The organism is Neobacillus sp. OS1-2 (assembly GCF_030915505.1).
Lineage (GTDB): Bacteria > Bacillota > Bacilli > Bacillales > Cytobacillaceae > Neobacillus.
The window spans coordinates 1496778-1521441 of the sequence record NZ_CP133265.1 but is presented as its reverse complement, the minus strand read 5'-3'; the positions used below and the strand labels follow the sequence as shown (position 1 = coordinate 1521441).

The 24664-nt window shown below is 40.9% G+C and carries 26 protein-coding genes; 18 read left to right on the top strand and 8 right to left on the bottom strand.

All coding sequences use genetic code 11. The features are described from left to right. Positions 1 to 39: 39 nt before the first annotated feature. Complete coding sequence (locus RCG19_RS07475) at positions 40 to 228, bottom strand: hypothetical protein (RefSeq protein WP_308110316.1); 189 nt, start codon at positions 226 to 228, stop codon at positions 40 to 42. 164 nt (positions 229 to 392) lie between these two features. Beyond that, complete coding sequence (locus tag RCG19_RS07470) at positions 393 to 1355, bottom strand: helix-turn-helix transcriptional regulator (RefSeq protein WP_308110315.1); 963 nt, start codon at positions 1353 to 1355, stop codon at positions 393 to 395. A gap of 108 nt (positions 1356 to 1463) precedes the next feature. Between RCG19_RS07470 and RCG19_RS07465 the strand changes: the two genes are divergently transcribed. The 3 genes from RCG19_RS07465 to RCG19_RS07455 all read left to right on the top strand — a co-directional run bounded on the left by RCG19_RS07465 (position 1464) and on the right by RCG19_RS07455 (position 3971). After that, on the top strand, positions 1464 to 1943 hold the full coding sequence (locus tag RCG19_RS07465) for a GyrI-like domain-containing protein (RefSeq protein WP_308110314.1): 480 nt from the start codon (positions 1464 to 1466) through the stop codon (positions 1941 to 1943). A gap of 21 nt (positions 1944 to 1964) precedes the next feature. Beyond that, positions 1965 to 2432, top strand: a complete 468-nt coding sequence (locus tag RCG19_RS07460; RefSeq protein WP_308110313.1) for a DUF8821 family protein — start codon at positions 1965 to 1967, stop codon at positions 2430 to 2432. Between the two features lie 219 nt (positions 2433 to 2651). After that, positions 2652 to 3971 (top strand): 6-phospho-beta-glucosidase, encoded by a 1320-nt coding sequence (locus RCG19_RS07455; RefSeq protein ID WP_308110312.1) that lies wholly within the window; start codon positions 2652 to 2654, stop codon positions 3969 to 3971. Positions 3972 to 4094: 123 nt separating this feature from the next. Here RCG19_RS07455 and RCG19_RS07450 read toward each other — a convergent pair whose 3' ends face one another. Continuing rightward, positions 4095 to 4295 carry a cold-shock protein gene (locus RCG19_RS07450; RefSeq protein WP_042463323.1) on the bottom strand — a complete coding sequence of 67 codons (201 nt, stop codon included), beginning with the start codon at positions 4293 to 4295 and terminating at the stop codon, positions 4095 to 4097. Between the two features lie 454 nt (positions 4296 to 4749). Here RCG19_RS07450 and helD point away from each other — a divergent pair, with 454 nt between their 5' ends. The 4 genes from helD (at position 4750) to RCG19_RS07430 (ending at position 8360) form a co-directional block, all read left to right on the top strand. Beyond that, on the top strand, positions 4750 to 7110 hold the full coding sequence (helD, locus tag RCG19_RS07445; protein WP_308110311.1) for an RNA polymerase recycling motor HelD: 2361 nt from the start codon (positions 4750 to 4752) through the stop codon (positions 7108 to 7110). Between the two features lie 141 nt (positions 7111 to 7251). Continuing rightward, positions 7252 to 7728 carry a DUF2975 domain-containing protein gene (locus RCG19_RS07440; protein WP_308110309.1) on the top strand — a complete coding sequence of 159 codons (477 nt, stop codon included), beginning with the start codon at positions 7252 to 7254 and terminating at the stop codon, positions 7726 to 7728. 10 nt (positions 7729 to 7738) lie between these two features. Continuing rightward, on the top strand, positions 7739 to 7954 hold the full coding sequence (locus RCG19_RS07435; RefSeq protein ID WP_308110308.1) for a helix-turn-helix domain-containing protein: 216 nt from the start codon (positions 7739 to 7741) through the stop codon (positions 7952 to 7954). Between the two features lie 46 nt (positions 7955 to 8000). Beyond that, a complete protein-coding gene (locus RCG19_RS07430) occupies positions 8001 to 8360 on the top strand; it encodes a hypothetical protein (RefSeq protein WP_308110307.1) in 360 nt (119 codons plus the stop codon). A 147-nt stretch (positions 8361 to 8507) separates the two neighbouring features. Here RCG19_RS07430 and RCG19_RS07425 read toward each other — a convergent pair whose 3' ends face one another. Beyond that, positions 8508 to 8810 (bottom strand): ABC transporter permease, encoded by a 303-nt coding sequence (locus RCG19_RS07425; RefSeq protein WP_308110306.1) that lies wholly within the window; start codon positions 8808 to 8810, stop codon positions 8508 to 8510. A gap of 99 nt (positions 8811 to 8909) precedes the next feature. On the opposite strand from RCG19_RS07425, the gene RCG19_RS07420 reads away from it, so the two are divergent. From RCG19_RS07420 to RCG19_RS07400, 5 genes are all read left to right on the top strand, one after another. Next, positions 8910 to 9236, top strand: a complete 327-nt coding sequence (locus tag RCG19_RS07420) for a PadR family transcriptional regulator (protein WP_308110305.1) — start codon at positions 8910 to 8912, stop codon at positions 9234 to 9236. Then, a complete protein-coding gene (locus tag RCG19_RS07415; protein WP_308110304.1) occupies positions 9233 to 9886 on the top strand; it encodes a permease prefix domain 1-containing protein in 654 nt (217 codons plus the stop codon). The genes RCG19_RS07420 and RCG19_RS07415 overlap by 4 nt, the downstream gene beginning before the upstream one ends. 119 nt (positions 9887 to 10005) lie before the next feature. After that, the gene (locus tag RCG19_RS07410; RefSeq protein WP_308110303.1) at positions 10006 to 10623 is read left to right on the top strand and encodes a DUF6241 domain-containing protein; all 618 of its coding nucleotides are present in this window, start codon (positions 10006 to 10008) and stop codon (positions 10621 to 10623) included. Between the two features lie 413 nt (positions 10624 to 11036). Then, positions 11037 to 11474: a nuclease-related domain-containing protein gene (locus RCG19_RS07405; protein WP_308110302.1), complete on the top strand. Its 438-nt coding sequence runs from the start codon at positions 11037 to 11039 to the stop codon at positions 11472 to 11474. Continuing rightward, positions 11441 to 12001, top strand: a complete 561-nt coding sequence (locus tag RCG19_RS07400; RefSeq protein WP_308110301.1) for a hypothetical protein — start codon at positions 11441 to 11443, stop codon at positions 11999 to 12001. Before RCG19_RS07405 ends, RCG19_RS07400 begins: the two co-directional genes overlap by 34 nt. A 286-nt stretch (positions 12002 to 12287) precedes the next feature. On the opposite strand, the gene RCG19_RS07395 is transcribed toward RCG19_RS07400, so the two are convergent. Continuing rightward, entirely contained in the window at positions 12288 to 13817 is a 1530-nt protein-coding gene (locus tag RCG19_RS07395; RefSeq protein WP_308110300.1) for a DHA2 family efflux MFS transporter permease subunit, read from the bottom strand. Positions 13818 to 14359: 542 nt separating this feature from the next. Between RCG19_RS07395 and RCG19_RS07390 the strand changes: the two genes are divergently transcribed. The 4 genes from RCG19_RS07390 (at position 14360) to lepB (ending at position 16795) form a co-directional block, all read left to right on the top strand. Then, a complete protein-coding gene (locus RCG19_RS07390; protein WP_308110299.1) occupies positions 14360 to 14794 on the top strand; it encodes a hypothetical protein in 435 nt (144 codons plus the stop codon). Positions 14795 to 14862: 68 nt separating this feature from the next. Then, on the top strand, positions 14863 to 15630 hold the full coding sequence (locus RCG19_RS07385) for a hypothetical protein (RefSeq protein WP_308110298.1): 768 nt from the start codon (positions 14863 to 14865) through the stop codon (positions 15628 to 15630). A gap of 76 nt (positions 15631 to 15706) precedes the next feature. Then, positions 15707 to 16195 carry a hypothetical protein gene (locus tag RCG19_RS07380; protein ID WP_308110297.1) on the top strand — a complete coding sequence of 163 codons (489 nt, stop codon included), beginning with the start codon at positions 15707 to 15709 and terminating at the stop codon, positions 16193 to 16195. A 54-nt stretch (positions 16196 to 16249) separates the two neighbouring features. Beyond that, positions 16250 to 16795: a signal peptidase I gene (gene lepB / locus RCG19_RS07375; RefSeq protein WP_308110296.1), complete on the top strand. Its 546-nt coding sequence runs from the start codon at positions 16250 to 16252 to the stop codon at positions 16793 to 16795. Between the two features lie 111 nt (positions 16796 to 16906). Here the strand turns inward: lepB and brnQ are convergent, their stop codons facing one another. Then, positions 16907 to 18259 carry a branched-chain amino acid transport system II carrier protein gene (gene brnQ, locus RCG19_RS07370; protein ID WP_308110295.1) on the bottom strand — a complete coding sequence of 451 codons (1353 nt, stop codon included), beginning with the start codon at positions 18257 to 18259 and terminating at the stop codon, positions 16907 to 16909. A gap of 244 nt (positions 18260 to 18503) precedes the next feature. On the opposite strand from brnQ, the gene RCG19_RS07365 reads away from it, so the two are divergent. Then, positions 18504 to 19595 (top strand): carbohydrate kinase, encoded by a 1092-nt coding sequence (locus RCG19_RS07365; protein ID WP_308110294.1) that lies wholly within the window; start codon positions 18504 to 18506, stop codon positions 19593 to 19595. A gap of 128 nt (positions 19596 to 19723) precedes the next feature. Here RCG19_RS07365 and RCG19_RS07360 read toward each other — a convergent pair whose 3' ends face one another. Together RCG19_RS07360 and RCG19_RS07355 are read right to left on the bottom strand one after the other, a co-directional pair. Continuing rightward, complete coding sequence (locus tag RCG19_RS07360) at positions 19724 to 20791, bottom strand: BMP family lipoprotein (protein WP_308110293.1); 1068 nt, start codon at positions 20789 to 20791, stop codon at positions 19724 to 19726. Between the two features lie 799 nt (positions 20792 to 21590). Next, positions 21591 to 22379, bottom strand: coding sequence for a histidinol-phosphatase HisJ family protein (locus tag RCG19_RS07355; protein WP_308110292.1), 789 nt, complete (start codon positions 22377 to 22379; stop codon positions 21591 to 21593). Between the two features lie 203 nt (positions 22380 to 22582). Between RCG19_RS07355 and RCG19_RS07350 the strand changes: the two genes are divergently transcribed. Then, positions 22583 to 24646, top strand: coding sequence for a BglG family transcription antiterminator (locus RCG19_RS07350; protein WP_308110291.1), 2064 nt, complete (start codon positions 22583 to 22585; stop codon positions 24644 to 24646). Positions 24647 to 24664 lie beyond the last annotated feature (18 nt).

The window sequence follows — 24664 nt, the reverse complement described above, 5'->3', positions numbered from 1 at the left end:
GTAAATATTTACATAGTGCCTGACATCTTTTAACACTCATTATCCATTTTCAATCTTGTTCCATTCATCACCATTCACAATATTTAATTGGTGCCGCAACTCTGTTATGTAATGCATCATGGCCAATCTTACAACGGATGGGTAGTATCGCGAGTTAAGCTCCTGTTCACATTCCTCTAAATCCATTTTTTTCACCGCGATTATTTTTGTTAATTCTTCCGTACTCATAGTCCATCCCCCTATATAATAAGTATTTTTATAGCTTTAGGATGGACACTTTTTTCATAGATTATACAAATGTACTCATCTCTGAATCTTATATTTTCCACTTAGGTAGAATTTATTTTGAGTTTTGGCCTTCATCAGTATGGAGAAGAGAACCTTCCCCTGCTTCATGGGGTGTATAGGTCTACTCTATTTTGTATCCCTTTTAAGATTTCTTCTGGTATTTCCTTGATTTTGATATCTTCACCGAGGAAAAGTAGCCAATTTGTTATCTCTTCCAATTCTTTGGGCATAGTAGTATTGATAAAAGTTTTTAGAATGGCTGTGGTTTGGTATGGGTTTGTATAGGAAATGGAAACTTTTAATGGATGGTATTTTTTGAACTGGGCAATCGCTTTTGGACCAAGTTCAAGGACTAGATTGATTCCTTCCTCCTGTTTCCTTATTTTTTCTAAAATCCTTTTCTTACTTGGTCTTTTTTCCGCCGAGTAGGGTTCGATATGGGTGAGTTTGTCGACAGGAAAAATATGCTTCCTTTCTTCCTGTAAGTCAAAGCCCTCTATGAGCCAAAGGCTTCTTTCATGATAAAGCTGCAAGAGATAAATGGGATAAGACTTTATGACCGTCTCCTCTTGGATGGTAATGAATAAATAGCGATCCAACAGAAGGATTTGGATGAGTCTTTCTAACATGGGATGGGGGAGATCTGAAAGTTCCAGTAAGTCGGGATTATGCGGGTTCGTCCCTTCAAAAAGCAAGAGTTGGTTTAACAGAACGAGGATCTCCTGCTGGTTTTCTGAGATGAGGCCTAGTAATTTTTCAGCTAACGACTGGCGACTCTTTAAATAGGGAAGCTGCTGATTTCGTGTGGCCATGAAGGCGATAAAAAGAGCTTTGACTTCATTATCGGTAAAGCGAACAACGGGCAGGACAGAATTTTGCATGACAAAATAACCGCCATCCCTTCCCACTTCAGCAACAAGTGGCATCCCCATGGCCTCAATTTCTCTGATATCTCTAATCGCTGTCGAACGAGAGATGTTAAATTCTTGCATGATTTCAGAAATGGTAAAGTGGGCGCGGTTATTGATATACCGCATGATGATATTAATTCGTTCAACTTTTTTCATGGGGACTCCTAAACAGTGTCATTTTCTGACATGATTTAAGGCTATGATATATCTATCAGGTGAAGAACACAAGTCATTTGAAATTAAAAAAAGAGGATGGTTTTGAATATGGCACAATATACCCTTGAAGAAAAAGATGGCTTTACCGTTTTAGGTATTGGAACGGAGCTTAAGAGCCATTACACAGACTTCGCTGGCATAACCAAGGAAAAGGCAGACTTTTGGCAGGCTGTGAGCCAAGATGGAAGACTTGACACGTTAAAGGCCTTAGCCACAAATGACTACATTTTCGCCGTGAACGAAGCGGTGAACAACAAGATGATGCATTATGCTGGTGTCATGACAGAGAAGGAGTTACCTGAAGCCGACCGCGTGATCCAATTTCCTAAAGGGGAATACTTGGTTGTGAAAGGGGAAGGGAAAACGTCTGAAGAGTTGAGTAATCAGCTAACTGGCATTGCCTTTGGTCAAGTCTTGCCAGAAGCAAAGAATTTTGCCTATGTGGGCGGGCCCAATGCAACGGTGGAGATGGGGCAGCGCGATGGCGTTGTTTATGGTGAAATCTGGATTCCGGTGGTTAGGAAATAAAGAGATAAGGGAGGGATGAAAATGTCTTATATCGTTGATTTTAAAAATGTGTCTACGGTTGGTTTAGAGTCCTCACCTGTAGTAGATGCGCTTGCTGGTTTACGTGCGAACGAGGCCCGTTACTTTATGAATAAATATAAACATGAATTTACGGTGGTACCGGCTAGTGAAAGCCAGGAGACCCTCGATTATGTGAACAGAATTCTGAAGGAAGAGCGTGATATTGAGTTTGCAGCCAAACCTTTAGAAACATCCCGTTTTCAAGTGGAAAATATCAAAATGGCCTACGTCTTTTATGAGGATGGTCTTGCGGTCAATGTCATGTATACGGTGGATGATCCTAAACCGAAGCGAGCTGTTGGTTTTAAGCTTTCGGAGGGGATGGAGGTACCAAAAGAGTTAGAAGGAAAGTTTAAGTTTGCAAGACAGAAGTCTAAACTAGCTGGAACCATTCGGGGTTCGTACTTTGTCATTAAAGGAGAATATTAAAGGAAGCAAAAGGGGGGCTATCAGAGTAGACCCTGGTACAGCTTCTTAAATAAAGTGATAAATGGAATAGGTTAGAGAGTAAGAGCATTCCTTGTAATGAGGAGTGCTTTTATTTTTTGTCCATGTTTATTTGCCTGGAGATCTTTAAGCCCATGATTATGTTAGAAATGACGTTAATTTTTGCATCGTGTATGGTAAATAAGAAAGAGGTGCTTTCCATTGAAAAAGGGATTGAAAATAGCCACAATCGGTGGTGGATCCAGTTATACCCCTGAGCTAATTGAAGGATTTATCAACTATCATGCTGAACTGCCAGTTCGTGAAATTTGGTTAGTGGATGTGGAAGCAGGGAAGGAAAAATTAGAGATTGTCGGAAATCTTGCGAAACGCATGGTGGAAAAAGCCGGTGTTCCGATTGACATCCATTTAACTTTAAATAGAAGAGAAGCCTTAAAAGATTCAGATTTTGTGACAACACAATTTCGTGTGGGGCAGCTTGAGGCACGCGCTATAGATGAACGGATTCCCTTAAAGTATGGCGTCTTGGGACAAGAGACAAATGGACCCGGCGGCTTATTCAAAGCATTACGTACCATTCCTGTCATCTTAGACATTTGCTGTGAAATGGAGGAGCTTTGCCCCGAAGGATGGTTCATTAATTTTACAAATCCTGCCGGGATGGTTACCGAAGCGGTACTCCGTTACAGCCATATTCGCAAGGTTGTCGGTCTGTGCAATGTTCCGATCGGAATGGAAATGGGTGTCGCAAAACTCCTAGATGTCGAGCATAGCCGTGTTCGCATTGATTTTGCCGGCCTCAATCACATGGTTTACGGATTGGATGTATTTGTGGATGGTGTCAGCGTAAAGGAGAAGGTCATGGACTTGATTACGGATCCTGAGAAGTCCATCACCATGCAAAATATCCATGCAATGGGATGGGAGCCTGAGTTCTTACGGGCATTGAACGTCCTGCCATGTCCCTATCATAACTATTACTATAAAACTAGTGATATGGTAGCGGATGAAATGAAGGCTGCGAAAGATGGCGGCACACGTGCAGAAATAGTCAAAAAATTAGAAAATGATCTATTTGAGCTCTATAAAGATCCAAATCTAGCGATCAAACCGCCACAGCTGGAAAAACGCGGCGGGGCTTACTATAGTGACGCTGCCGTGCGGCTCATCCATTCTATATATACGGATAAACGTGATATTCAACCCGTCAATACGATGAATAACGGAGCCATTGCCAGCCTTCCATATGATTCGGCTGTTGAGGTCAGCTGTATTATTACAAAGGATGGCCCCAAACCCATGGCCATGGGTGATTTGCCAATGCCGGTCCGCGGCCTGGTTCAACAAATTAAATCATTTGAACGAGTGGCCATTGAGGCAGCCGTTACCGGAGATTACGGAACAGCCCTGCTAGCCATGACCATCAATCCCCTTGTCTCAAATGATCGGGTTGGTAAATTAATTCTAGACGAGATGCTTGAAGCCCATAAAGACTATTTACCACAATTCTATAAGAAATAGGCAATGAAGCAGGGGACGGTTCTCTTGCATCCAAGGTACCTGTGCCCAGCAAGTGCGTGGGGCTCCTTGCTTTCAACAAAAAAACAGACTCTTTAAAGAGCCTGTTTTAGGTGGTTCTACTTATTACGCTTTACGAACGTTAGCTGCTTGAGCTCCACGTTGACCTTGTTCAACGTCAAAAGTAACGGTTTGACCTTCGTCTAAAGATTTGAAACCTTCGCCTTGGATTGCTGAGAAATGAACGAATACGTCTTCTCCGCCTTCACGCTCGATGAATCCGAATCCTTTTTCTGCGTTAAACCATTTTACTTTACCTTGTTCCATTTTGTTTCCTCCTGCTGTGTGCTTTGCACACAATGTGTTACTATCCTTGCACTCAGTGATCATCAAGACGAAAAGTTAATCTTATACTATCCTTTACACCGAACAAAAATAATTCCACTAAAGCTTACCATTTTGCAAAGGCATTTGCAAGAACAGAACGATAGGGGCGATTTTTCATTCACTGTTCCTTCACCAGGAAAGCCAGCAGACCCATCTCTTTCGTTTTCTTTCATTTAGAAATGAAAAAAGAGTAGTGTGTACATTATTAACGTACACACTACTCTTCTTTAAACAGAATGCGTCCAAAGCATTGAAAAAAAGGAGCGCCTGTGGTAAATTTATATAGATCGATATTTTTAGAGTGAAAGTTAATATATTATCCCTATCTTAAGTATACAGTATAATCAATTCGTTAGTCAACCTTTTTATAACATTTTTTTAAGGAGTGTTTGCGATGAAGTCAGCCTATCAGCAGGAGCAAGAGCGAGTGGACAGTGTAATGGACATCATTACGGAGCAAATCGGCAAATTGGAGGAAGAAACGACCCGGCGCCGGAACGAAGTGGTTCATATTCGCAAACATTTCTGGGATGAAATCAAGGTGAATACGGATACCTTTGATGATTTTCTTGAAACCATCATCGGCTTAAGGCAGGAGACTCAAGCCCTGTCCATCAGCCAAAGCACGCATAAACACGCATCTAAGAGGTTGTCAACCATGCGCCGTATGCAAGAGTCCCCCTATTTCGGCCGTATCGATTTTATGGAGGACGGAGATTCAACTCAGGAACAAGTCTATATTGGCATCTCCTCGCTAACAGATGAAAGTGGCGATCATTTCCTTGTGTATGACTGGCGGGCACCGGTATCGAGTGTCTACTACGATTACCAGCCAGGTCCGGCAAAGTATGCCACACCAGGAGGCATAATCGAAGGCAGTTTAGAGAAAAAGTGGCAGTATCTTATCCGCGGCGGTGTTCTTCAATCCATGTTCGATACGAGTCTCACAATTGGAGACGAGATTTTACAGCAGGTTCTGGGCAAGGGTACTGACAAACATATGCACAGTATCGTAGCGACCATTCAACAGGAACAAAACCGGATCATCCGTCATGATCGCGGGAGGCTGCTGATTGTACACGGTGCAGCAGGCAGCGGTAAGACATCAGCTGCCCTGCAGCGAATTGCTTATTTGCTTTACAAACATCGAGATAATCTGAATGCTGATCAAATTATTCTTTTTTCACCTAATTCCATGTTTAACAGTTACGTGTCCAATGTATTGCCGGAACTCGGCGAAGAGAATATGCAGCAGGTCACCTTTCAAGAATACTTGGACCATCGGTTGAGTAAGGAGTTTCAGGTTGAGAATCCCTACGAGCAATTGGAATATGTGTTAACGGCAGCGAATACCCCTTCGTACAGCGCAAGGGTTGCGGGCATCCGATTCAAAGCATCCGCTCATTTTTTTGAGGTGATCCATGCCTACCGGAAGTCGCTCGAGTTATCTGGAATGTTATTTAAGGACATCATTTTCAGAGGAAAGCCAATCGTAACCGCGGAGCAAATGGTTGACAGGTTTTATAGTAGTGACACCTCACTTCGCTTCCATAACAGACTAGAAAAATTGAAGGATTGGCTCATGAAGCAAATAGCTGAAGCGGAAAAGGTGGAACGGAATAAGCCGTGGGTACAGGAGGAAATCGAGCTGCTGAGCAACGAGGACTATCATAAGGCACATGCCTACTTAGCGGAAAAACGAGGCTTTAAAAGAGAAGATATTGCCGATTATGAAATGGAGCCGAAAGCACTTGCCCGATTGATTGTTCATCAGAAATTGAAGCCGTTGCGAAAACGGATTCGGGCATTTCGTTTCCTTGACATGAAGGGGATCTACACACAGCTTTTTGCTGATCCACAAAAAATCCAACCGTGGTTAGACGGGGATACACCGGTGGAATGGGAGGAGATTTGTCAGGCAACGCTAGAAATGCTAGAAGATGGCAAACTGTCTTACGAGGACGCTACTCCGTTTTTATTGATGAATGAGCTGATTCGAGGCTTTCAGACGAATGGCTCGATCAAGCATGTGCTTGTGGATGAGGCGCAGGATTATTCGCCGTTTCAATTCGAGTTTCTAAAATGTTTGTTTCCTAAGGCGAGAATGACGGTGCTGGGTGACTTTCATCAGGCGATATTCGCCCATGCCAGCGAAATGGATGATTTTCATGCACTTACGAGCCTATATGGGCAGAGTGAAACGGAAGTGATCAACATGACACGCAGCTACCGATCCACTAAACCGATTATCGAATTTACGCGCAGACTCGTCGCTGGCGGGGAGCGAATTATCCCGTTCGAACGGGACGGCGAGCGGCCCGTACTGAAGCAACTGGCCGATCATGAAGAATTACACCGCTGCATCGCCGCCAAAGTCGCTGATCTGCGGAGTCATCATTATCATAGCATTGCTATCATATGCAAATCTGCTGGGGAGAGTAAGCGTGCCTACGAAGCTCTATCCTCCATCCATGACATTAAGCTTGTGAAGAGTGGCTCGCTTGAATACGAACAAGGAGTGGTTGTCATACCTTCTTATTTGGCTAAAGGGATCGAATTTGATGCTGTTATTATTTATGACGCATCAGAGTATGTATATGGCGATGAGAGCCTGCGCAGAAGTTTCTACACCGCCTGCACCAGAGCAATGCATGTTTTGCAGCTTTATAGTGTAGGGGAACCGAGCCCCTTTTGCGAAACGTCTTGCGAGAAGGGGAAAAGTAACCTTCAATATTTATTGAGCATTTCCTTTTAATAAGGAGTGCTTTTTTTGAGTCTAAAATGCAAGAGTAATTTAGGTAACGATAATATTACCATAAAAATCATTAATTATTTATTGTAAAACGATAAAAAATGTATTAGAATAAATTGAAAATAATGTAGTGAGGTGCTTTTTATGAATCGAGGAACAACCCTCTTTTTAAAGATAGCTGTTATTCTGATTGGAACTCCCGTTCTTGCTTTGGGCATATTTGGCTTGACTTGGTTACCTAATCATCTAGTAAATCCAGATTATGACCATATCCTCTATCCGATTGCCATCGGGATGTATGTATCGATGATCCCGTTTTTCGCTGCATTGTATCAGGCTTTTTCACTTTTAGGCTATATTGACAAGAACCATGCTTTCTCGGAATTGTCTGTTATCGCGTTAAAGAAAATCAAATTCTGTGCCATCATCATCAGTGGTTTGTATGTGATCCTTCTGCCATTTGTTTTTCTCGTTGCAGATCTAGATGATGCACCAGGTCTGATACTAGTCGGAATGGTCCCGATCTTTGCTTCCCTGGTCATCGCCGTCTTTGCTGCTGTTCTCCAAAGACTGTTACAAGAAGCGATTGATATAAAATCAGAAAATGACTTAACGGTCTGAGGTGAAAATAATGGCGATAATAATCAATATTGATGTGATGCTAGCTAAACGGAAAATGAGTGTAACAGAACTTTCGGAGCGGGTAGGAATCACCATGGCTAACCTATCTATTTTAAAAAATGGAAAGGCAAAGGCGATTCGTTTATCCACCTTAGAGGCAATTTGTAAGGCGTTAGAATGTCAGCCAGGAGATCTTTTAGAGTACCGAAGTGATGAAGACAGCTAAGATTACTAGCGGGTCTTCATATACATTCACCAAGGAGGGATGTACATTGATAAAGAATGTTAGCCTGATAACGGATAAAATAAAGGATTTTTCCTTACAAAATATAGCGTTTATTGATAAATTCGTTTTGAACTTTCAAAATAAGTTGTTTGAAGACCATTGTTATCTCGACATCGATTTTATGATTAAGGATAAAGAAAAACAATACATTGCTTGCTTTCGCTTCTCCCACCCTAATAGTATCGATTTTGAAAGTGGAGGAATCTATCATCCATTAACAATCGGGATTTACGATATAGGGGACAGAGGCTGGGAAAATAAGAAATATGAAGTCATCGACTACGAGGATGATACCCTTCACTTCTATTGTACAGACATTGAAATTATTTCGTTAAGAGAAATATAAAATCTAGAAATAGCGGTGCCTGCCTGTTATGTCTCGATACAACACCCACCACTCGGAGGGTAGAGATATGGGTTGTAGTGAGAAGTGTTAGTAGCACTTCTTTTTTGTTTGTTTTTCAAGCATTACCTCCGATTAGAGCCAGTCTACTTATCTCTTAACCCAGCTCACTATTCTTAATATAATCCCAATCAAAAGATAAAGAAGCCCATTGCCGACGATGAGTAGTCCGATAAACGCAGCGGCTATAGCCCCACCTTCTCCAGTGCTTCCCTGACTATGATCAACCTTTACAAAGACGGCCCCGAGGGAAAACGCAATCATCGGTCCAAGAATCCCGATTATAATCCCTGACCAGAAAAAATGCAGTTTGTTCTTTTTGTATAACTGGATTGCTACGCTGTTGAACAACGCAAGCAAGACTAAAATTATCAACCAAATCAATCCATCCACCGGAGTTCCTCCTTGGTAGTTGTATTTATTTTCCTAACGACATTGTATAACAAGGTACATTGTTATACAATGTTATTAGTAATATTTGGGGGAGATTTTATGGATAGGGAATTACTGAAAGGGAGTATTGAGATTCTCCTGCTTTCTTTGTTAGTTGAGGGTGACTGTTACGGATATGAAATGACTAAGAAGTTGCGCATTTTAAGCGACGATGCCTACCACATGAATGAGGGTACTTTATATCCGGCTTTAAAACGCTTAGAGAATAAGGAATGTGTGACATCCTACTGGAGCCAGCAGACGGATGGGACGAGGCGAAAATATTATTCTATAACGGAGACAGGACATAAATTGCTTTCGGAGAAACTCAAGAATTGGAAGCAAATCAATCAGTTAATCGATCGAACGTTAGGGGGGTTAGCATGAACGAACTTGAGCGTTATCTACAACAAATCTTAGCCGACTTGCCGCAGGTGGAAAGGGAGGAAATGCACGAGGAGTTGTATGCCCATCTCGTGGAGCATATGAACGATTTAATGAGTAATGGGTATTCTGAAAAGGAGGCTGCACATTTGGTAATCCAATCCTTCGGAAATGAGCAAAGCTTAAATCAGGAACTGAAGCGGGCGATGTTTCCTTGGTTGAAGATTGCTCGTTTTGTCTGGAGCGTCTTCTTTGTTACTGCGTTTTTATGCTTGGTCTCGTATTTTTCAATGGAATTTTACCATCCGGAATTTGCCAATACTCTCCCCGTCGAAAGTGTGGTAGGGGGATTCTTTATCGTCTTGTTTGTGGCTGGGGCAGCGGAAGCAATCTACGAAGGACTGAACCAGCAGTTCAATTTGAAATGGCTTCGCAACACGTGGCTGTTGTTTTTTGTTCCCGCTTTAATCGTTGGGGCAATTCAGTCTCGATCATTGATAAACCACCCTGACCAATATCCGGATGGCCTGTGGCTTGATTTGTTCGCCATCCCAATCGGGGCGTTTGCCTATCTTTTGGCAAGACAGATTTTTACCTTGCTCTTTTTGAATAAGAAGCGACCTAAGGACAAGCGAAGGACGTTGATTCGTTGAAGGGAACTGTTGGATGGTTCAGGGGTTTCGGTGCCAGAGATCATTGATTTTGATAATTTAAGAGATTATCATAAAACACAGAAAATGAACAAATAAAAGAAGCTGGGGTTGCTATTTTTATGAGAACTGATTTGCAAAATGAAAAAAGTAAAAAGCTGTTGATGTCTTTAGGAATCCTTGTACTTGTGCTGTTAATTGCTGCTTTAGCCGTTTATAAGATTCATGCAAATGCTCGTGCGTATGAGTTGAAACAGCAAGAGAAGCAGAAGTATGAAGAAGAACAGCTTTCTGAATTAGAAAAGGTGCAAAAGGAAGATGCTAAACGTGCTGAAGAAGAGGCTCTTAAAAAACTTGCAGAACAAGTTGGTTTTATTGACCAGATTGAATATGATACTGGGCTTACTCCAGAATCTACCGAAGTTGACGTAATGAATGTGATGCATAAAATGACGCATCAGAAGGTAAGGGCAGAAAAAAAACTTGGTGCCATTCCAATGGTTGAGGACACGGTTAATCAAGTGGTCGAAGTAGTTTCCAGCAGTAAATTTGTTAATAAAGAGAAAATGCTTGAGATTGTGGGAAATTGGAAGAAGGGCCAGTTCAATTATATTGCCGCTGACCACAATTTCCTTTGGGAGCAACAAGAGGGTTCAGTGGGCAGAGCATACGGAGTTCTAGGTTTGGCTGAAGAAAAAGAGTTGGTAAAGGAAAACTTCCCGCAATATGTCCAAAAGTAAGCTGATATCTAGGAATACTTTGCTAGCCTTTTTGACTTAGAAAGGTACATTACAATCTTGTACGAACTACGTAAAAATAGATTATGAGAAAATTAAAAAGGTACCTTTTTGTAATAGTGGCTGGTTCTTCTGCTTCGTTATTTGAGGTTAGTCCTTCTGGAGGGACTAACCCCTAATTGGAAGGCCACTTCCAATTTTTGTAGAATTGTTTCCCGAATTTGTAGAATAAGTTTTATTTTTGTAGAAAAAGCTTTCCAATTGTAGAATTCCTCCTACATTTTGTAGAATTCCTACCGAATCGGTAAAATACTCGATTAAAAAATCAAAAGGTCACAAAGCCTCCACATAAAAAATAAAGGTAATCGTATAAAAAACAACGAAATACACTCTATTATGAAAAAGGAGGGTATCAGTTGTTCGTAAAGCCACTTGAAATACCTAAAAATCTTCTAAAAGCAGAGGTTTTAGAGAAACGGACACCCTTAGAGCACCCTGCATTAGCTAAGTTAATCCCGTATATTAAGAATTTAAAATCCGGTTACAACGGAGAAAAGACCATTAGCTACTATTTAGGTCAAATTCCCACACAAAGATTCTACATCTTCCACGATTTACGCCTTCCCTATGAGGATGCCTTTTTTCAACTGGACTTTCTTCTTTTATCTCCCCAAATCATTATCCTCCTTGATGGCAAAAACCATTCCGGTAAGCTTATTTTTGAAAAGAATCAGATGATCCAAGAGTATATGGATAAGCGGTTAATCTATGAGAATCCTATTTCACAGGCAAATCGCCATCAATTGTTGCTGAAATATCTTTGGAAAAATATAAATTGCCGCACATTCCGATAGCGTCTCTTGTTGTGGTTAGTAAATCTTCGACCGAAGTGGTGATCAGTCCCGGAAATAGGGAAGCAGAGCAAAAGGTGTATTGGGCGAGCGATGTGCTGGGAAAAATGGATCAACTATATCAGCAATACAGTAGAGAGTGGGTGGACCATAAAACGTTAGAAAAAATAAAAAGGTTGTTGCTAAAAAAACATACTCCGCTGGATATCAACATGCTTGAGAAGTTTGAGGTAGCCAATTCTGATGTTATAACAGGCGCACAATGCTCAAATTGCTTATTTATTCCAATGAAATACAAAAGGAAAAATTGGATATGCCCTTTTTGTGGTTTTGTTTCCCAACATGTACCTATTGGTGATATAAAGGATTATTATTTATTAGGTAACCCGACATTTACCAACGAGGGAATTCGTTCCTTTCTTCATCTTCCATCCTCCAGAGCCACCACCTACTTTTTGTCTACTCTGAATTTCCCCTATGCTGGTACAACCAAAGGCCGCATCTACTACCCACCAAAGGACTTTCTATAACTCGAGTTTGGGGTCGGTTCGATCGTTTGTGACGTTGGGTGTGTGGTAGAGGGTGGTTCTTATACTTGGAGATTAGGGGTTAGTCCTTCTGGAGGGACTAACCCCTATTTGGAAGAGTGCTTCCAAATTTTGTAGAATTGTTTCTCGAATTTGTAGAATAAGTTTTATTTTTGTAGAAAAAGCTTTCCAATGGTGATTTTTTAGTAGACTCGATTGAAATAATTAGGCTGAACTTGGGTTCAAATAAATGAAAAAAGAGGTGACAAATTGTCACCTCTCCTTCCATTTAATTTTCAACTAATGTATTAACAACTTTTTGTTCGGATGGTTTCACTTCTACTGGATCATCTGCTTGTTTAGCGCGTTTAATGAAGAAAGCAAGGATGAGAGCCACACAAGCAATTCCTGCAGAAACAACGAAGGAATCATTAATTCCCTCCAGCATGGCTTTCGTGGCAATTTGTTGCTTCATTTCAGCTAACACAGCTGGGGTAGGTTTCCCTGTTAAGTGTTTCATGGCAGCTGCACCTAGATCCTCCGCATGTGTTTTTGTCCGATTGGTCATGATGGTGACGAGCAGTGCTGAACCAATTGCGCCCGACACTTGCTGCAATGTACTATTCATTGCTGTCCCGTGCGGATAATACCGCGCCGGTAATTGGTTTAAGCCATTGGTCATAACAGGCATCATGACCATCGACATTCCAAACATACGTGCTGAATATAATAAAATTAAGTGAGAATAAGAGGTATCCAGTGTCAGCTTACTGAAGAAATAGCTGGTTACAACTGTAATCGTAAGACCGATAATCGCTAAAACACGGCCACCAAACTTATCAAATAATTTCCCCGTAATCGGTGACATGATCCCCATTAAAATAGCCCCTGGAAGCATCATCAAGCCCGATTTCATTGGAGAGATCCCGCGTAATGATTGAACATAGATGGGTAAAAGCAACATCGCTGAAAACATCGCCATCGCAATGACAACTGAAATAGCTGACGATAGGGCAAACATTGGGTATTTATAGATTCTGAATTCCAGCATCGGTTTTTCCAGCTTAAATTGACGTAGGATAAACAGAATTAATGAAATGGTGCCAACGATAATCGTGCCATAAACGAGTGGACTATCCCAGCCCTTATCACCGGCAGAGCTAAATCCATAAAGCAAACCGCCAAAGCCAAGACTTGATAACAATAGCGAGAGGAAGTCAAGCTGGATTTCGACTTTTTCCTTCTTATCTTTTAGTAAGAAAATCCCGATGAGTAAAACAATGACGGCAATCGGCGAAACAAAGTGGAATAACATCCGCCAGTCGTAATGTTCAATCATCCAGCCGGACAATGTTGGACCGACAGCCGGTGCAAAAATAAAGATCAGACCGAAAAGCCCCATCGCTCCGCCCCTTTTTTCAGGTGGAAAGCTTGTTAACATGACGTTCATTAATAGCGGCATCATGATGGCAGATCCTGCCGCTTGGATGAGTCGTGCAACTAACAAGACAGAGAAGACGGTGGAGAATCCCGCAAGAAAGGTCCCAACAGTAAATAAACTTATGGCAGTTAGGAATAAACCTCTTACAGAGTATCTTTGAATTAAAAAAGCAGTGGCTGGAATCATAATTCCATTAACAAGCATATAACCTGTCGAGAGCCATTGTACAGTCGACGCGCCGACATCTAAATCCTTCATGATGGAAGGGAGTGCCACATTTAAGAGTGTTTCGTTTAACATGGCAATAAATGCCCCAATCATGAGAATGGCAAGGATCCCATATGGCGGGCGTGTATGAGTTGAATTGATGTTTTCCATTTTGTCCTCCTTGAACTAATAGTACAACTTTTTGTACCTTAGTTATAACATTTCACCATAATATCATCAGTACCTCCATTTTGGCAACATAAAAATCTTCCCAATTCAGTAGACCTGCAAATGACAAATAGTATTGCTAGTATTCTTAAGAATTTTTGCTTTTTATGATAATTCAATATAACGAACATAAATATTCTTAATAAAGTGAGAAATATTAAGAAAAAGGAAGAAAATTGGAGTAAAAGAGGCGAAAATCACCCCAAATAGGAAAATATGACTAAATCCGGTGGTTTCCAAGTTCGATATATTGAACTATACTCAATTCATAAGTTCTTTAAAAAGAACAAAACATCCTAGAATATTTAAGAAAGGGAAAATAATGTTCGTTAAATCAAACATTATTTTCAAAAGGTGTGATAAAGGAGGATGACTACTTCCATACGACTTGCTTAGATTTTTGTGTGTATTGAAAGGTATAGCTTAAAAAGAACGGCTTCATCCATTCATTATACAAGTCCATAAAGAGAAAGTGAGGGATCGTGATGAATAAATTAAAAAAATCCATACTGACATTCGTAGCTATTTCCTCAGTTTCTGTTGTTTCTGTTATGGCAAACCAAGATGTAGCTGCACAACTGGAAAAATGGTATAGCACCGCCTACCAAATAAGCAGCGATACCACTATACAGGTGGAAGAAAAAGGGTTGCAGGAAATAAAAGACACTACTAAAGAACTGCAGCGTGTTGAAAAGAATCAAGCTGCGTCCGATATTGGGTCATTCCTCCTGACTGCTCTTAATCAGTCGAAAAGCAGCATTGAAAACCATCAGAAGGAGTATCAATCTCGATTAAATAAGGCTAAAGCTGAGCTTGAGAAAAATGGGTTTGATGTGCACGCTGAAAATGAAAAAGTGACATTAGATGCTGAAATGACAGCTGATGTTGAAGAAATGCTTTCAGAAGTATTAGGGGAATAAGGTATTCCTGAATTTGTTTATCGCAAATTCTAAAATATAAAACACAAATAAGAGAGGAAGATTTAAAAATGAAAAAGTCATTTAAAACAAAAGTATTATCAGGTGCGGTAGCAGTAGGATTACTTTCAAGTGTAGGAGTAGCATTTGCAAGTACGGATGCAGGAACAAACCTACAAAACTGGTATAATTCACAATTCGGGAAATCGGCAGCATCTATTCAAACACAAACAACAGATTATGCTGTGAAAAAAGCTCCTGCATTAATTAACGAATATAATGGCCTAAGATCAGCTGCGGTTACTAGCATCAATGGTACAAAAACTGCAGAAACAGCTGCGGCAAATACAGCTATCACGAATGCTAAAAATGAACATCTTGATGCATTAGCGGCTCAGAAACTAGCCATTCAAAATCATCTACAGAGTCAATTTGATGGAATTCAACAGGCTGCAGACACGATTATTGGCCAAGTAGGGCTCCTAGCCATTGATTTTGCAAATAAAGATTTAACAAAACTTACTGGTGATAAAGGATCTGCTGCAAAAACACAATTAACTAATGAATTAAATGCATCTAGTCAACAAGCTGTATCAGATTTACAAGCAGCAATTGTGGCTGCAAAAGCGGATCTTCAAAAACAACTTGATGATGCATCAGCTTCAAGAGTTGATAATATTAAACACATTATCGACCGCAAAATTGATGAACTACGTGGTACCATCACTGCAAAGAAAAATGATTTAGTAAAGGCTCAACAGGATCTAATCGCTGCTAAAGCTCAGGAACTTCAAGCTAAAGCAGAAGCTGATTTGGCCGCAGCAGTAGCTGGTATTTAATAAATATAGGTTATGGAAGCAAACCTGGCAGGGTCTCATATTAGTTGAGCCCCTGCTGTTTTAAAGGAGGACTGAAATGATGAAAAGCAGGAAGGAACAATTCAAGCAGAATAAAATATCAAAAAGGGCAAAGTTACTACTTGGAACTCTTTTTTTAAGCATGGGGGTAGGCAGCAGTATTACCGTTGCATTTGCAGACCAGGATATCGAGGGATCGTTGGGAAATTGGTTTGCTAATCAACAAGCGAAGTCGATTGAGACCATTGAAAAGGCCATTATGTCTGAAAAGGAAATTCAACTGCAGCGTTTAAAAGAAGAGTTGCAACTAGAAATGACCAATGCGAAACAACAGATGGACCAATTCACAGAGAAAGAAAAAAAGCAGCGAATAAAAGACTTGAAAGCTCATACGGATGAATTAATAAAAAATCTAAAGGTTGATCATTCTTCAGAAAAGGCAGCCGTTATAAATCAACTCAATACTATCCAAAATGAGGCAATTGAAAAAATGGATACAATCGCAAAAGCTGATAAGGGAGAAAAAAAACCCAACCAAGGTGGTTGAGGAAACTCCTATTAAATATGAAGAACAAAAACCAGTAAATGCAGGTGGGAATTAATGCGAACCGTTGGGGATGAAATACAGTCCGTTGATATTACTTTAAAGTCTAGACCAAAGCAGATGTCATCCATACTAAGTTGGATCAAATTTATTCTATCGTTAATCGTAGTCATTTTTATTTTCCGATTTGTTTTTGGCATAACAATCATTGATGGAAACTCGATGAATCCAACATATGATAATAGGGATGTTGTCCTAACCAGTAATCTGTTCTATAAAGTAGAAAGAAATGATGTTGTTATCGTAAAAAACCAAAGCGGATTTAATATCATAAAACGAATTATCGCATTACCTGGTGAGACAGTGGGTATAAAGGGTGGCGTTGTATATGTAAATGGAAAACCAGTGAAGGAGCCTTTTACCACTGGCAAATCAAATGATATGCCTGAAACGAAAGTGGAAAAGGGATTTTATTTCATTATGGGGGATAATCGTACACCAGGTGAAAGTTTGGACAGCAGAAGTACTGAAATTGGTCAAATCTCTAGGGATGCCATAATAGGGGAAACGATGATCTCAATCATTCCATTTGGTAGTAGATAGGTATGAATAATGACTAAACAACCCACATTTATGGGTTGTTTAGCATACTGTTGTTGAGGAACAAATTAGTCAATGCATTATTGCGGATATTCTCCAATTTCTTCAGTTGATTTAGTTACCAGCCACTTTTTTAGCGTTCGTTGGCCAGAAATAGCCGATAACCGCACCAACTAAAGCCGGCAGCATCCAACCAAGCCCAATATCGTAAAGTGGTAAGGTATCCATGTAGAACGATTTAATGGAATCGAATATAGGGACAGTTGCACTTGGTAAACTGGCGACTAACGTGCTGTAGCCGTCGAAGAAGCTAACACAAAAAGTGAAAAACATGGCAGATGCATAAACGCTCTGTTTATGGCCGAACAATGACGAACAAAGGGCTAATACAATCAGGACAATGGCTAATGGATACACTAGCATTAAGACCGGTACCGCGTATTGAATAATATTGGTTAACCCGAAGTTGGCAATGATCAATGAGACAAGGCACAGTACTAGAACGAAGATTTTATAGCTTATTTTTGGAAAAATACTGTGAAAAAACTCGCTGCACGACGTAATCAACCCGATGCTTGTTTTTAAACAGGCAAGGACGATAATAATCGCTAATAAAATTGAGCCGAAGGATCCGAAATAATGCTGTGCAACGGCTGCGAAAATCAACCCGCCGTTATCGAATGTCCCGATGGCTGATACGCTCGATGCACCCATATAGGTAATCAGTCCATAAATCAGCATCATTAGGACCATGGCGAAAATGCCCGATTTCCATGTGGCTTTCGCGATTGTTCTCGGATCGGTGATACCTTGTCCCTTAATCGCATGGATGACGACAATCCCAAAGGCAAGGGAGGCGAGCGCATCCATCGTGTTGTACCCTTCTTTAAAACCGGTAATAAAAGCCAGGTCACGATAGTCACCAGTCGGGTTACCGAAGTGACCCATCGGTTTCACGATGGCAATGACAATTAAGATGAATAAAAATAGTAAAAATGCCGGGGTTAAATACTTTCCGATATAATCGATAATTTTCGCTGGATTCAATGAGAAATAATAAACGATTGCAAAAAATCCAAAGCTAAAAAGCGCGAGATATAAACGGCCGTGCGCTGGGTTCATATACGGTTCAAACCCGACGACGAAGGGAACCGTTGCTGTCCGTGGAATGGCGAAAAATGGTCCGATGGTTAAGTAAAGGGCCATGGCGAAGACGACTCCAAATAAGGGATGGACGCGCCCCGCTAAATCACGTAATCCATTACTCCCGGATAAGCCGAATGCTAAAATCCCCAAAAATGGCAGACCGATCGCGGTTACAAGGAAGCCAATTAAAGCCGGCCAAAAGTTCGTACCAGCGAGTTGCCCCATTTGGATAGGGAAGATTAAGTTTCCTGCCCCAAAGAACATGCCGAATAGCATTGTACCAATAATGGCATAGGTTGAAAATGATATTTTTTGCTGCATACCCGTGCTCCTTCTAAGATGAATTCCACCCATTTTAACACCTTTTTTGAGAGGAAGCTATAGCTATTCCCCGCTCCACAATACGTGCGTATCGCTCACCTCGCTAAATAAATTACAGAAATCCTTTTTTGAAATGGCTTTTTTCATTATAATGAAATAACTGTCAGGTTGTTCCAATAGAAGGGAAAAACGATGCAAAAGAACAGTGCCCTGCTTCACTTCACAGCTTCAAGGAGGTTATCCCATGGATAAAGAGGCTCAAATTTTACATTACATAAAAATGAATCCTTTCATTTCACAGCAGGAGTTATCAAATAAGGTTGGTTTGTCACGGCCTGCTGTTGCTAATTATATTGCCAGTCTGATGAAACGCGGTGAGATCAAAGGACGTGGCTATATTCTTCGCGAGGAATCGGCAATTGTTTGTATTGGGGGAGCCAATACAGACCGGAAAGCGCGGACCAATCAAAAGGTGCGACTGTATTCATCTAACCCCGTAAAAATCACGGAGGCGTGTGGCGGTGTAGCACGCAACGTGGCTGAAAGTTTAAGTCGGCTTGGGCTGACTACCTCACTGATGGCCTGTGTCGGAGATGACAAAGAAGGGAACTGGATCCTGAAGGAAACGAAAAGTCAGGGAGTGGATGTTAGTCAGGTATGGGTGCTGCCAACCGAACAAACAGGGACGTTTACTACCCTTTTGGATATTACAGGTGAAAGCGTGGTCTCCATGGCTGATATGAATATCTATGAGAAACTAACCACTTCCATGTTTGAGGAAAAATGGTCCCATATCAGTGCCTCGACTGCCGTGTTTTTGGATACAAATATCCCTGAGGAATGTATCCGTTACGTCATTAAACGCTGCAGCGATGTACATATCCCTATTTATATTGAACCTGTCTCTCCAGTTAAGGCACGAAAACTTCCTGCTCGTCTTGACGGTGTCGAACTTCTGATTTTAAATCGTGAAGAGGCGGAGACCCTTACGGATATGAAAATTGATGCAGTCAAGGATTGTCACACAGCCTGTGGAAAACTAGGTCAGCGTGGCGTTCAAAAGGTGATGATCACACTTGCTGATCAGGGGGTTTATTACTTTTCTACTGAGGAATCTGGGCATTTGCTTCCTTTCAAAAGGGATGTTGTCGATGTCACTGGAGCGGGGGAGGCATTTGCGTCATGTGCCATTTACGGCATGATGAATGGGGAATCGCTCGTTCGTGCTTGCCAATTAGGCCTAGCTGGTGCGGTTCTTACCCTTCAAACGGAAGAATCTATCTCGTCCTTTCTCAAGCCTGAAAAAATTGATGAAATCATAAGTGAGTATTCATGATAAAAAGGAATCCCATTAAAAAACCTGTGTAGAATCATTATCTACACAGGTTTTTCTTTAAAAATGTATAAATTTTTCGACTTTGAGAATGTCCAGCTCCAGCGACTAGGGCGCTTGTGCTTTTCTTCTTATTTTACACTAAATGTTTTTAATTCATCTTGTGTTTCTGGAACTTGTAAATCGCCTGATTTAATCTTTTCTATCCATTCTTTTACAGAAGCTTCAATTTCAGCTTTGTTTGCTACTTTGTCGTTAATTGGTGCTAGGCCAACTCCATCTTCTGCTAAGCCGTAAAGCGCAACCTTGCCACCAGGGAAATGACCATCCTTTGTTTTCGTTGCAAGGTCATTAACCGCTACATCCACGCGTTTTAAGGCGGATGTAAGGACAATGTCTGCGCCCATATCTGCTTGGTCACGGTCTACCCCAATTGCCCAAAAATCTTTGCTTGGGTCTTTTTTCTTGCGGTCATTGGCTTCCTTGAACAGACCGACACCCGTAGCGCCTGCAGCGTGGAAGATGACGTCCGTACCTGAGGAATACATTTTAGATGCGATGGCTTGTCCAACCTCCGCCTTGTCAAACGCACCGGCATATTGAACATCGACTTTCACTTCTGGTTTTGCCGCTTTCACGCCAGCTAAAAAGCCAACATTAAATCGTTCGATTACCGGAACTTCCATCCCGCCAATAAATCCGATTTGATTCGATTTTGTGGTAAGGGCAGCTGCCACTCCTGCAAGGAATCCTGCTTCTTGTTCTTTGAATAGAATGCTTGCTACGTTTGGCTGCTTTACTTCTGCATCTACGATGGCAAACTTATTATCCTTTTGTTGTTTGGCAATTTCCTCAACCGCTGCCGGCATTAAGAAACCAATCGCGTATACTAAGTCAAACTTTTGACGAACGAGAGCATTTAGGTTGGTTGTATAATCAGCATCTGATTTAGAGGCAAGGTATTCATAACCGCCTTTACCTTCCTTAAGTCCATTTTCTTTTCCGAATTTTTGAAGACCTTCCCAAGAAGATTGGTTAAACGATTTGTCATCGACACCACCAACGTCGGTAACCATTGCTACGGAGAAACCTTTTTCATTGTCTCCGCCATTGCTATCATTACTTTTTCCACAAGCACCTAATAATGTACCTGCAGCAAGAACTAGTGCTAGTGCCGCTCCAACTTTACGCTTTTTCAAAATAGTATGCCTCCCTATGATGTATGAAATAAAAAGGTAAGTTTGGGTTTGTGTAAACTTTTGTTTAAAACCAAAACTTATGTTTTGATTATACTCCCTTTTTTACTACTTGTCACCCCAGTGGGATCATTCTCTTACCTAATATAAGCGCCAGATGGAGAAATGAAACTCAAAAAAGATCTGTAGCCGTTGTGCGGATGATTTAATGGGCTTTTGCTGAGAAATAAGTAGAGACGGCAATTGTTCAAGCAAAGAAAGGAGCAGGTAGTTTCTAAGCAACCCACCAACTAATGCAGATGGTTTTCCTGCCAATTTGTTTGGTCACATGACTTAAACGGAGGATAGATTCGTTGCTCATACATGCCCACCTATAAGTGTAATGGACTATCCTCGCAGTCTATGGAATGATTCACCTGCAACAGACAAGGCCATTTCTGAAAGATTAGTCCATCATAACCTCGATGAAGAACAAATCACAGAGAGTCTATTAAAGATTAGTCCATCATAACCTCGATGAAGAACAAATCACTGAGAGTCTATTAAAGATTAGTCCATCAAAGCCTCGATGAAGGACGAATCGCAGGGATTCTATTAAAGATTAGTCCATCATAGCCTCGATGAAGGACGAATCACAGGGATTCTATTAAAGATTAGTCTTTCATAGCCTCGATGAAGAACAAATCGCAGTCATTCAATTAAAGATTAGTCCATCATAGCCTCGATGAAGGACGAATCGCAGGGAGTCTATTAAAGATTAGTCCATCATAGCCTTGATGAAGGACCAATCACTGAGAGTCTATTAAAGCTCTACGGGTATGGCTTTCCTTCTATCAAACTTGTAAATAGTATGAAAACCGCATTCCTTCGCCATGCGATAGGCTTCTACTAGGTTAGCACCGACTGTTTCAGCTTTGTGCGAGTCTGAGCCGATGGTTAAGATTTCTCCACCTAATTCTCTGTATCGTCGGATAATATTCATGGATGGCAGGGTTTCCTTCAAACTTGTCCTAAGACCAGAAGTATTGATTTCAATGCCAATATTCCGTTCAATCGACTTTTTTAAAATTTGCTCGATAATCTCCTGATAGTCCTCAAATAGATAGTTTCCAAATTCTTTATAGCTATAGCGTTTCATTAAATCAAAATGCGCGATCACATCAATATCTGCAACTGATACCATTTTAAACAGTTCCTCAAAATAGAGCTGATAGGCATGTTGGTGATGTTCTTTCCCAACAAGTCGGAGCTTTTGGTTGTTGATATTATGGACGGAGCCTAAAATGAAATCTAGATGCAGAGTTCTAAGCGTTTGCGCATATTGATCCATTAACAGGTGAGGCTCGCACAGTTCGATCCCAGCCTTAATGGTTAATCGGCCGTGAAATTGCTCCTGACAATCGCGAATTTCGCTAAAATACTTTGCGAAATTCATATGACCATAGGTGGGTGCAAGCGGGTTAACGGAGAAATGCTCAGTAAAACAGATCTCATTTATATGATTTTCTAATGCTCTCCTACAAACTTCTTCCATTATGGCAGTAGAATCAAATGAATGGTTGGTGTGATGATGATAATCCATTAAGTACATAATGCTTCCCCCTGAAAGATATCTATGTATCTATTTTTTATTAAACTTTCGATCTTGGCAACCTTGGAGCACAAGAACCGTCCCCTGCTTCAGACAAAATAGGGTTGAGTCCAATTTTGTCTGATTTATCTGACATCATTTGTCCCCAATGTGCAACCTATATGAAAACGCTCTATTGTATGATGATTACAGGAGGTAAGGCAATGATGATTGATAAACGTCCCGCCTTTTTGCTGAATTACCTTTTAAAAATGAAGAATACCACCATGAATCAGGTGATGGAACACACCCAATTAACGAAAAGGCAAATTTACTATGATTTAGAGAAAATCAACCATTGGTTAAAGGAAAGAGATCTTCCCGCCATTCCCTTTCGTGGAATCCACTATATCGAGGTACCGAAAGAGGTGGGGGCCTATTTTAGGGAGCAGCAAGATCACAGCCAGGATCATGAGGTTATTTTAACAGAAGAGGAAAGATTGAATCTCATCATTCTTTATCTATTTATACGGGAAGAGCCCATTTCATCAGTCCATTTAACACAGTTATTACAGGTGAGTAAGAACACGGTTATATCTGATGTAAAAAAGGCGAATGAAATGAACCGGCCATTCCTAGTAGAAATCCGCTATTCCCGGCAGAATGGCTACCATTTAAAAGGAACGGAGTTTGATAAGAGGGTAATCGTCATGCACTGTTTATCCCAAGTGTTATCTGTTCCCTATTTTGAAAAACTAATCGATTATTTAGTAAAGAATAGGACGGGCCACATTCCGTTCGAGGATATTCATCATACGCTTTTGCAAATGGAGACACAGTTCGAGTTGCATTTTGTCGAAGAACGGATTAAGCAATTCGCCTATTTTCTCCTTTTCTACCACTATCGGTTAAAGGAGAGAAAATTTGTCCCGTTCCATGCTGATGAAATGAAATTAGTAAAAATGGATCCGATGTGGAGGGTATCACAAACCTTATCGGAGCTGCTTCGTTTTGAAGTAGTAGATACGGAGCTCTGTTATTTAACCATCCAATTACTTGGCTTGTCCTTAGGAAACCGTTTTGTGCAAGACATGAACCGGGACCTACTTTTTAAAATATGTGAACAGCTTGTGTTTGATTTTGAATCTAAAGCCTGTATTGTTTTTGAGAAAAAAGACGAAGTCATTCATTCGTTGTATCAGCATTTAAAACCGGCTTATTTTCGAATGAAATATCGAATACCCATTGACAATCCGCTTCTTGAGCAAATTAAACATGAGCATAAGGAACTTTATACGATTGTAAAAGAAATGCTCCAGCCATTTGGCACCTTGTTAAGTATCACGATTCCTGAAGAGGAAATAGGTTTTATCACCATGCATTTTGGGGCCATGTTAAAAAGGCCGAAGCAAGAAATGCCGAAAAAGAAACGAGCCATTGTCGTTTGTCCGAGCGGGATCAGTTCTTCTCTCATGGTTAAACACCAGCTGGAATCGCTTTTCTCAGAAATAACTGTTGAAAGAAATCTGTCCTTACAGGAATTCCAAAAACAGAATCTTGACCACTATGATCTTCTTTTTTCGACCGTTGCGCTTGACACGACCCTTCCATGCTTCTATGTGAAGCCGATCATGACGCCGAATGAAAAGAACAGTTTGGTCAATGAGGTATATCAGCATTTATTTGGGATTCAATACCAGGATATTTCGGTAAAAGAGCTCATCCAAACCATTGGGAAATTTGCCAATGTATATGATGAGAAAGGGTTAAAGACAGCTTTAAGTCAATTAACCTTTCAAAAGAAAGTGGAGCATCAAAGGGGGAATCAGCCAGTGTTAAATGATTTATTAACAGCGGAAACTGTTCAGATTGTGGAACAGGTATCGGATTGGGAGGAGGCTGTAAAAGTAGCGGCGAAACCGCTGCTAGAGACAGGGATCATTGAGTCTTCTTACATTGAGGCCATGATTGGCAATATTAAAACGTTGGGTCCCTATGTGGTCATTGGTCCAGAAGTGGCCATCCCGCATGCACGGCCGGAAATGGGTGTTCATCATGTGGGCATGAGTTTTTTAAAGCTCAACCAGCCCGTCAATTTTTTAGAGGATGAAAAGTATCCTGTCCGCTTGCTGTTTTGCATTGCCGCCATTGACAATACCACACATCTCAAGGCGCTTTCACAATTAACCAAACTTCTTAGTGAGAAAAACAACATTGACTTACTGAAGGAAACGGAATCAACAGATCAAATCTTTGCCTTATTTAAACAATATTCTGCAGTTGTGTAAGTAAAAATGAGGAGGAAT